The sequence below is a fragment of the Arthrobacter sp. FW306-1B-F12A genome (assembly GCF_058781865.1).
In genome coordinates, this window is record NZ_JBYSXD010000081.1 from 1 (window position 1) to 8,160 (window position 8,160).

Annotated in this window: 9 protein-coding genes and 1 tRNA gene; 5 read left to right on the forward strand and 5 right to left on the reverse strand. The window is 63.0% G+C overall.

The genetic code is table 11. The annotated features are described in order from the left end of the window. A partial coding sequence (locus tag AC3WJU_RS21865; RefSeq protein ID WP_492260850.1) for a fibronectin type III domain-containing protein occupies positions 1 to 1,322 on the reverse strand: 1,322 nt, incomplete at its 3' end. A gap of 186 nt (positions 1,323 to 1,508) precedes the next feature. Further along, on the reverse strand, positions 1,509 to 2,279 hold the full coding sequence (locus tag AC3WJU_RS21870; protein WP_492260851.1) for an MBL fold metallo-hydrolase: 771 nt from the start codon (positions 2,277 to 2,279) through the stop codon (positions 1,509 to 1,511). 206 nt (positions 2,280 to 2,485) lie between these two features. On the opposite strand from AC3WJU_RS21870, the gene AC3WJU_RS21875 reads away from it, so the two are divergent. Further along, positions 2,486 to 2,558 (forward strand) — tRNA-Asn (locus AC3WJU_RS21875). 107 nt (positions 2,559 to 2,665) lie between these two features. Here AC3WJU_RS21875 and AC3WJU_RS21880 read toward each other — a convergent pair. The 3 genes from AC3WJU_RS21880 to AC3WJU_RS21890 all read right to left on the reverse strand — a co-directional run bounded on the left by AC3WJU_RS21880 (position 2,666) and on the right by AC3WJU_RS21890 (position 4,628). Then, positions 2,666 to 3,073: a hypothetical protein gene (locus tag AC3WJU_RS21880; RefSeq protein WP_059387862.1), complete on the reverse strand. Its 408-nt coding sequence runs from the start codon at positions 3,071 to 3,073 to the stop codon at positions 2,666 to 2,668. Between the two features lie 60 nt (positions 3,074 to 3,133). Continuing rightward, positions 3,134 to 3,313 (reverse strand): YMGG-like glycine zipper-containing protein, encoded by a 180-nt coding sequence (locus tag AC3WJU_RS21885; protein ID WP_059387861.1) that lies wholly within the window; start codon positions 3,311 to 3,313, stop codon positions 3,134 to 3,136. 91 nt (positions 3,314 to 3,404) lie between these two features. After that, positions 3,405 to 4,628, reverse strand: coding sequence for a multidrug effflux MFS transporter (locus AC3WJU_RS21890; RefSeq protein WP_370872191.1), 1,224 nt, complete (start codon positions 4,626 to 4,628; stop codon positions 3,405 to 3,407). Between the two features lie 184 nt (positions 4,629 to 4,812). On the opposite strand from AC3WJU_RS21890, the gene AC3WJU_RS21895 reads away from it, so the two are divergent. From AC3WJU_RS21895 to AC3WJU_RS21910, 4 genes are all read left to right on the forward strand, one after another. Next, on the forward strand, positions 4,813 to 5,661 hold the full coding sequence (locus AC3WJU_RS21895; RefSeq protein WP_492260852.1) for a phage holin family protein: 849 nt from the start codon (positions 4,813 to 4,815) through the stop codon (positions 5,659 to 5,661). Positions 5,662 to 5,711: 50 nt separating this feature from the next. Further along, a complete protein-coding gene (locus AC3WJU_RS21900; protein WP_059387860.1) occupies positions 5,712 to 6,335 on the forward strand; it encodes a CDP-alcohol phosphatidyltransferase family protein in 624 nt (207 codons plus the stop codon). Further along, positions 6,335 to 7,240 carry a DMT family transporter gene (locus AC3WJU_RS21905; RefSeq protein ID WP_059387859.1) on the forward strand — a complete coding sequence of 302 codons (906 nt, stop codon included), beginning with the start codon at positions 6,335 to 6,337 and terminating at the stop codon, positions 7,238 to 7,240. Before AC3WJU_RS21900 ends, AC3WJU_RS21905 begins: the two co-directional genes overlap by 1 nt. A 110-nt stretch (positions 7,241 to 7,350) precedes the next feature. Beyond that, on the forward strand, positions 7,351 to 8,160 hold an 810-nt coding region (locus tag AC3WJU_RS21910; protein ID WP_492260853.1), incomplete at its 3' end, for a glycosyltransferase.

Here is an 8,160-nt window from a genome sequence, read left to right on the forward strand (position 1 = left end):
CCGTTGCTCAGTCCGGTGACGGTCGCCGTCGTCGCGGGCGGATTCCCGGTCACAGTCACCGGAGCCAGGGCCGTGCCGCCGGTGGAAGGCGTCACCGCATAGGAGGTGATCGGGGAGCCGCCGTTGCCCGGCGCCGTCCAGGACACGGCCGCCGAGGCGTTCCCCGCCGTCGCGCTCACGCCTGTGGGCGTCCCCGGAACCGTTGGGGCCGTCGGTGTCACGGGAGCCGACGCGGCCGAGGCCGGGGACGTGCCGATGGCGTTCGTGGCGGTGACCGTGAAAGTGTACGCCGTACCGTTGCTGAGTCCGGTGACGGTCGCCGTCGTTGAGGGCGGGTTACCGGTAACCGTCACCGGAGCCAAAGCCGTGCCGCCGGACGAAGGCGTCACCGCGTACGAAGTGATGGGGGAGCCGCCGTTGGCCGGCGCCGTCCAGGACACGGACGCCGAGGCGTTGCCCGCCGTCGCGGTCACGCCGCTGGGAGCAGCCGGCGCCGTTGCCGCAACGGGTGCATTGCCCAAGGCCTGGGCGACCGTTTGAACTGACGTGGTCCCGTTGGCTGTTCTCGCTGCGAGCCATGTGACAAAGGTCTTGAAGAGGTTCGGGTCGATGGTCAACGTGGGATCAGTTCCGACCGCGATGTGGTGGAAGGTCAGCTGGACCCAGCCTCCTCCCGGTTCCGCGTTGGTCACGAGGTCTTCGAGGTTTTGTAGCGTCCAGGTGCTGTCCACTTCATCAGGTGCCGCTGTGTTGTATGGATTGGCCGGGGGGATGGTTTCCGCGAAGGGGCAGCCGGAGCAACTCGCGGGCGAACGGATGTCACCCAAATTGCGGGCACTGGCAAAACCGCAATTCTTCACGATTTGCTCGACGGACGAGTTTTCAGCGGCGAAAGGATAGGCGAAATCGGTGGCGTTGAACCCCCAGCTGGCAAGCGTGGTCCGGCCGCCGCACACCTCGTTGGTGGCGGCCGACGTGGACAAGGTGGTGAGGTCCGGGTGGGTGATGGTGTGGCCGCCGATCTCGTTCCCGTCCGCGGCGATGCTGTTCAGATTGGCACGGGTGAGCCATGACGGATTATCGATCCAGCTGGTCGTAATGAAGAAGGTGCCGTGCAATCCGAGCGACTTCAGCAACTGTTCGGCCGGGAGCTGATCGGCATTGCCGTCGTCGAACGTCAGGCTGATGATTGTTTTCGGGAGTGCCGCACGCGCGGGAGGCGCCAAGTAGACAGCGGAGTAGCCAAGCAAGAACAGCACGGACACGGCCGTGGCCCAGCGGAACCACGTGGGCCGCCGGAACAGTATGGTCAGGAGCCGCATCGGCTTCCCCTTTTTCTGAACAGACCGGGTCAGAATCCCCAGGTCCGGAGCCTAGTGGCTATGCACGGCACGGGTTAAGAGTGGGTGGTACCCGTTTTGGACCCGGTCTTCCGCCCTACCACTCAGGCTCCGATGCGCGTACCCCGGCCCCGAGGCCGTCGACTCAAGCGAAACGAGGCCGTCGACTCAAGCGAAAGGGGCGTACCCGCCGTCAGAAACGAGCTCGATTGTCCTGTCGAGCACGCTCACCAGCGGCCCGTGACCCGGCAGGATGGTCTCAGCGCCCAGCTGCCTGAGAACCTCAACGCTGGCCAAGGTCTCCGACGGGTGGTGGTGGAAGACGGCGGGCAACAGCTGCGGTCCGCGGACCGGACTGACAGCGTGGCCCGTGACGAGAGCATCCCCGGTGACCACGGCTTTAGCTGAAGGGACGAAGAAGGACACATGGCCGCTGGTGTGGCCGCCCGTGGCAATGATCCGGGGAGATCCCGGGAGCGCGTCCAGGATGTCCTGGGTCATCGCAGCGACGCCCGGGACCGCGACGTCCGACAAGCCCCCGGAGCGGATGGCGTGGACCGCCCACGCGCCGACCCTGGGGCGGAGGATCCGCAAACCAAGGTCCTTCACGGTGACCTGTTCAAGGACCTCCCGGCGGATGTTTGGCAACTCCGCGTTGGACGCAAATACCGGAATGCCCATTGCGGATATTCTCGCGGCATTGCCGATGTGATCAGAGTGACCATGCGTCAGGAGAACTCCGGCAGCATTTTCAATACCCAGTCCAAGGAAATTCACGCTCGATTGGAGCAATGGCCAGTTCCCGGGATAGCCCGTGTCGATGAGGGTGAATTCGTTGCCCCGTTTGAGGATGGTCCAGTTGACGGCAGGTCCCTCGATGAAGAAGACGTCCTCGGCAACTTCCGTCACGTTGTCCTCGGCTGACCAGTTCTTAGGCATGCTTCCTTCTGTTTGTAGGTGTCGCGGGGGCTCCACATGCGTGCTCGGATGCGCCTCAGGTACGCCGGACCATCTTATCCTCGGTGAGGGCCCCGGCCCTGCCGTCTTGGTGATACCCGGGAGGGGTATTCAGGCACCCTTCCCGAGGTGCCCGGGGCTCGATTTCACTTGGGGCAAAACCTTTGCTAAAGTCATAACCGCTTCATTCCTCCGTAGCTCAATTGGCAGAGCATTCGACTGTTAATCGAAGGGTTACTGGTTCAAGTCCAGTCGGAGGAGCGCAAAAGGCCCCGCACCGGTTTAGATCGGTGCGGGGCCTGCTTTTTTGCCTCGGTTTGTCTGATGTGCGTAATTATTCGAATGTGCAGAATCTCATTGCCGCGTCGTCACACGAAGTCCATTTCCACTTGCAGGAATCTCGCTGCCTCGGCCACGGCGGACTGGAAGGCGTCATCTTCGGTTGGCGGCGTCCTCGGCTCCCGTGGATGCCATTCGTGGGCGGCGGAGTGGACGCGCGTGAATCCGCCTCCAGGTGGTGCGTAGAAGATTCCGAAGCGTTGGACGGGCCATTCCGGGGAGGTCTCCGGTGCCACGAGCAGGGCCGCGCCATTCGTCGGATTGAACCATTGTGCAATCGGCCTGCGGCGGTCCTCCGTGAAGAGTCCAGCCGCATAAAGGGCCGCGGATTGCGGGCTTGTCACGGTGCATAGACGATCCCACCACAGCGGCAGGATGCCATCATCCTTGCGCTGCCATGGGGCTGGAATAGGCTGGAGTTCCTGCCAACGGGGCACATCTCAACTTTATCTCCGGGCCATGACCGGGAACAGGCCTCGAAGCAACGGAAGGCCTCCTTAGTCCCGTTTCCATGGCCCCGGATTGATCCGGTAGAGGATTGCGGAACCGACGACGGCGCCCAGCAGGGCTCCGAACACAGGGTTTCCGGCCCCGCGGCCCAGCAGGAAGCCGACGACGGCGCCAAGCACCGCTCCGAGGAAAAGGCCCCTGCCGTTGCGGTGCGGTTTGCGCGTCATGCCTTGAGCCTACTTCCGCATCGGGACGTCCGCGCTTCTCGAATCAGTTGACTGGCGCGTCAGTGGATGGACCCATCAGCGGATGGACCCATCAGTGGATGGAGGGGACGGACCGGGGCCGCACGACGAGCCACAGGGCCGCGACGGCGCCGGCGAGGCACACGGCCTGGACAGCCCCCATGGGAACCGCGGAGCGGACGCCCAGCCAGCCAACCACCGGCGGGATGATGCCGGCCATCAGGAAGTTCGAGGCACCCAGCAGGGAAGCCGCGGTTCCTGCCTGTGCGCCATGGTTGGCCAGGGCAATCACCTGGACGCAGGGGAACATGAAGCCGGTGGCAAGGATGTAGAACCACAACGGGACCATGACGCCCCAGAGGCCGAAGCCGAGCAGATCGAACACCACAATCAATACCGCCATCAGCAGCATCCAGACCGTGGCAAACGCCATGATCCATTGCGGCGCTACCCGTTTGATGACCCTGGAGCTGATTTGGACGCCGGCGACGATGCCCAGGGAGTTGACGCCGAACAGCAGGCCGTATTCCTGCGGGGAAAAGTTGTAGACCTGTTGGAACAGGAACGTGGACGCGGAAAGGTAAGCAAACAGTCCGCCGAAGTTGAACCCGCCCACGAGCAGCATCCCGACGAAAATCCGGTCGGCGAACACAGCCTTGTAGCGTTGGCCCGCCGTCGACGTCGTCTGCCGGCGGAGTTCGGCAGGATACGTTTCCCGGATGAGGAACACAGCGGCAATGATCACCAGGATTCCGTAACTGGCCAGGAAGTAGAAGATCCCGGGCCATGGCATCACCAAGAGCAGCTGTGAACCGATGATCGGAGCCAGAATGGGCGCCAGGCCGTTCACCAGCGACATGCGGGAGAACATCCGCACCATCGCGTAGCCCGCGAAGAGGTCCCGGACCATGGCCATGGCAACCACCCCGCCACCGGCTGCGCCGACGCCCATCAGGACGCGGAACAGCGCAAGCGTGCTGATGTCAGTGGACAGCGCAGCACCGAGGGAAGAACCGATGTGCAAGGCCGTTGCCAGGATCAACGGCATGCGGCGCCCGAACTTGTCGCTGAAGGGCCCCACCACCAATTGGCCAATCGCGAAGCCCACCGTTGTGCCCGTCAGTGTGAGTTGGATCGCAGCGGCTGACACGTCGAAATGATGCTCCAGCGCGGGAAACGCGGGCAGATAGAGATCCACCGTAAATGGACCCAAGGCGGTCAATGCGCCAAGCAGCAGGATATAGAGGAGTTTTTCGCGTCGACTGAGGGAATCGCCCGGTACAGGGGGAGTGTTCACGGTTATCAATCCTATGTGCGAAAGATCATATTTATCAGCGATGGCAGGGGCGCGCCGCTGGGCCGTCCCGGAAGTTGAGGCTGAAGCTGAATGGTAGTTTTGTGGACAGGTGCGCGTGGGCGGTTGTATTCGTCTCCGTGCCGGAGCCGGGTAGGAGCAAGATGGAAGCAGTGAGGCGGAACCTATGAGTGGACGTCACAGCGGCCGGGTTGGCCAACGCCCGGGCATTTCGGCGTTGCCGAACACCCTGAAACTTGCAGCCCGGCTCGCGCCGCGGCAGCTCAACGACGAAATCAGCCTCGCCAAGCTTGAACTCAAAGGCAAAGGCAAGCAGCTGGGCATTGCCGGCGCTTTTGTTGGCGTTGCACTGATCTTTCTTTCTTTGCTTGTCATCGCCCTCGTCGTCGCGGCCATCTTGGGCTTGGCCACGGTCATGCCCCCGTGGCTGGCCGCGCTCGTGGTTGCGGCGGCGTTCCTTGTGATCATTCTTATCGGGGCGCTCATTGCCTTCCGCGCGTTCGAGGGGGCCATGCCGCTTGTGCCTGAGAAAACCATCCGCGGCATCAAGCACGATCTCGGCATAGTCAAGGAAGGTACGGCCTTCGACGCCAGCGTCCTCGACCCCTCGTCGGAAGCCTACAAGGCAGCGGAGGCAGCGAAAGCAGCCGCAGCCGAGAAAGCCAAGGCAGAAAAGGCCGCCAAGGCAGAAGCACACAAGGCCGAGCAACCCCCCGCCCCGAGCGAAGCTGAGCTGCTCCGCCGTCTGGAGCAGCGCCGCGAACACCTCGCCGACGTTCGCGATCAGCTCGGCGTCGAGCTCGACGTCAAGACCCAGGGGAAGGTCCTCCGTGACGTCGCCGGGCAAAAGCTCGACGACGGACGCCGATTCGCGGCCGACAGAATCGCGGATTTCACTGAGAAGGTTCCTGCCGGGCTGCCGGAGCGGCTCGCCGCGCGCTGGAAAGAGCTACTTCTCTTTGCCGCTTCGGCCACGGTGGCCGCAGTGGGACTGCGGAAGCTGTTCAAGAAGTAATCGGGACGGCAAGCAGCAGCGTCAGCTGCGGACTACGGAAAGGGGGACAGGTGAAATTCATCGGTGCAGGCGCACGCCCGGGCCAGCCACAGATCGACCACGATCTCATCTTCACCGTCCCCAATTTCCTGACCGTGCTCCGCTTCATGGGCGTCCCGTTGTTTGTGTGGCTGGTGCTGTGGCAAAGGGAATACGGTTTCGCCGTGCTGGTCCTCGCCATCATGGGAGGTACTGACTGGGTGGATGGCTACGTCGCGCGGCGTTTCAACCAGACCTCCAAGCTGGGCCGCATCCTCGATCCCGTCGCGGACCGTCTGGCACTCATCACCGTCGCCGTCACGCTCGCCATCGCCGGGGTAGTGGACTGGTGGTACCTGGCCGCCCTGGTGGTGCCCGACGTCGTCCTCGCCACGGCCTCATTGTTCTACTTCCATAGCCACCCCGACCTCCCGGTAAGCCGGATCGGCAAGATCCGGACGGCCTTCCTGCTCCTGGGCACCCCTCTCCTGGTCCTCTCCAAGCTCGCGATTCCCTACACCGGTGTCTATTTCGTGATCGCCTGGATCTGCCTGGGCTTGGGTCTGCTAGGGCACTGGGTAGCGGCCTACAACTATTTCTGGGCAATCCTCCGCAAGGGCAAAGAGCTTAAAGCCCACGACGGCGGTCGCAGCTGATGGTCTGGTTCGCAGTCCTTCTTGCGGTGCTTGGCGCCTTCTGCCTCGCCATTGGTGCCCAGCGCCAGGGCAGCGCGGTCAAGGCGGATACCGGTGGCCTCGCCCTGAGTTCCCACGGTTTCCTGCGGCTTCTCCGAAATCCGCGATGGATGTTCGGGCTGCTTTTGCTTGCCCTGGGCATGGGCATGAACGCTATTGCCTTGGTATCGGCACCCTTGACTGTGGTGCAGCCCATCGGCGCCATCGCCTTGGTCATCACCACGGTGGTCAACGCCAAGGACCAGGGGCTCAGTATCAACCGCGGCACCGTGGTGGCGATCTCTGCCTGCGTGACGGGCTCTGCGATGTTCGTTCTCCTGGCTGTCAACGCCACCCAGGAGAACCACCATGTCAGCGGAGAGGACGAAATAACCATCGTCCTCCTGCTGGCACTCGCCGTCGGACTTTTTGGAACGTTGGCGGTCATGTTCCGGCACCGCATGAGCGCCTTTGTCTACATCCTGGGTGCCGGAGTGTTGTTTGGCTTCGTCGCGGTCCTCACACGCATCATCGGCCGGCACTTGCTCGACCCCAACGGGCACTTTCTGCTCAATGTGCAGTGGTACACCGTCGTCGCCATTGCGGCTGCCGGCGGCCTCGGCTCGTGGTTCGTGCAGAGTGCCTATTCGGGCGGGCCGCCGGATCTGGTCATCGCCGGGTTGACCGTGATCGACCCCATTGTCGGAATTGCCATCGGCATCGCGATTTTGGGTGAGCTTCGTCCCGATGTCCACGCCGTGCTGGCAATCGCCATGGCTGTGGCCGCTTCCCTTGCTATCGTTGGGGTTATTGCCCTGAGCCGGCACCATCCCGAGGTCACCAAGAGAAAGCGTGACGCGAAGGCGGCTGCAAGCCGGAAGGCCTAGGGCAGAGTTCGACAACCGTGCCCCGCACATCCGCGGCAGGCAACCGGCGAAGACACCGCAGGGCCAAACGTTTTGCGGTGTTCGCACCGTGACCATCAGGAGTTCTCCACGTGACTGTTCCCGAAACCAACAAACCCCTCACCATCTTGATCGCGGCGGAGACATACCGTCCGCAGGTCAATGGTGCTGCTCAGTTCGGGTACCGGCTTGCCAAAGGCATGAAGGCGCGGGGGCACGATGTCCACGTCCTGGCCTGCCGGGCGGACAACGGCAAGAGCTTCACCGAGTTCGGGGACGAAGGCACCATCCACCGCTTGAAGTCCCACGGAGTCTTTACCCACGAGTACTTCCGCATCTGCTATCCCTGGGAAATCAAGAACGACATTCGACTGCTCTTCGACAGGGTGCAGCCCGACGTCGTTCACATCCAAAGCCACTACATGATCGGTGAACACGTCCTCTACGAGGCCAAGAAGCGCGGCATCAGGATCATTGCCACCAACCACTTCATGCCCGAAAACCTGAACCCGTTCCTGCCGTTCCCGCAGTGGTTCAAGGACATCATCGGGCGGGTCTCGTGGAAGGACATGGGTAAGGTCATGGGCCAGGCCGATGTTGTCACCACTCCCACGCCGCTCGCCGCGAAGGCCATGCACCAGCACGCTTTCCTTCGCAAGGTCCTGCCTTTGTCCAACGGTATCGACGCGGCGGCTTATGAACTGGCGCCGGGTGAAGAGATCGAGCCGCATGCCTACCCCACCGTTCTTTTTGTGGGCCGCCTTGCTGAAGAAAAGCACGTGGACGTCCTGATCGACGCCGTCGCCAAGACCCCCGCCGACCTCAACGTGCATCTTGAAATCGTCGGCGGCGGCGAGGTCCGTGCCGCATTGGAGGCCCAGGCCAAGCGCCTGGGGCTGGGC

Bases quoted from the DNA above. Each gene is read 5' to 3' on its own strand.
- AC3WJU_RS21870 (WP_492260851.1), bottom strand. From the start codon at position 2,279: ATGCCTAAGAACTGGTCAGCCGAGGACAACGTGACGGAAGTTGCCGAG.
- AC3WJU_RS21885 (WP_059387861.1), bottom strand. From the start codon at position 3,313: ATGACGCGCAAACCGCACCGCAACGGCAGGGGCCTTTTCCTCGGAGCG.
- AC3WJU_RS21895 (WP_492260852.1), top strand. From the start codon at position 4,813: ATGAGTGGACGTCACAGCGGCCGGGTTGGCCAACGCCCGGGCATTTCG.
- AC3WJU_RS21905 (WP_059387859.1), top strand. From the start codon at position 6,335: ATGGTCTGGTTCGCAGTCCTTCTTGCGGTGCTTGGCGCCTTCTGCCTC.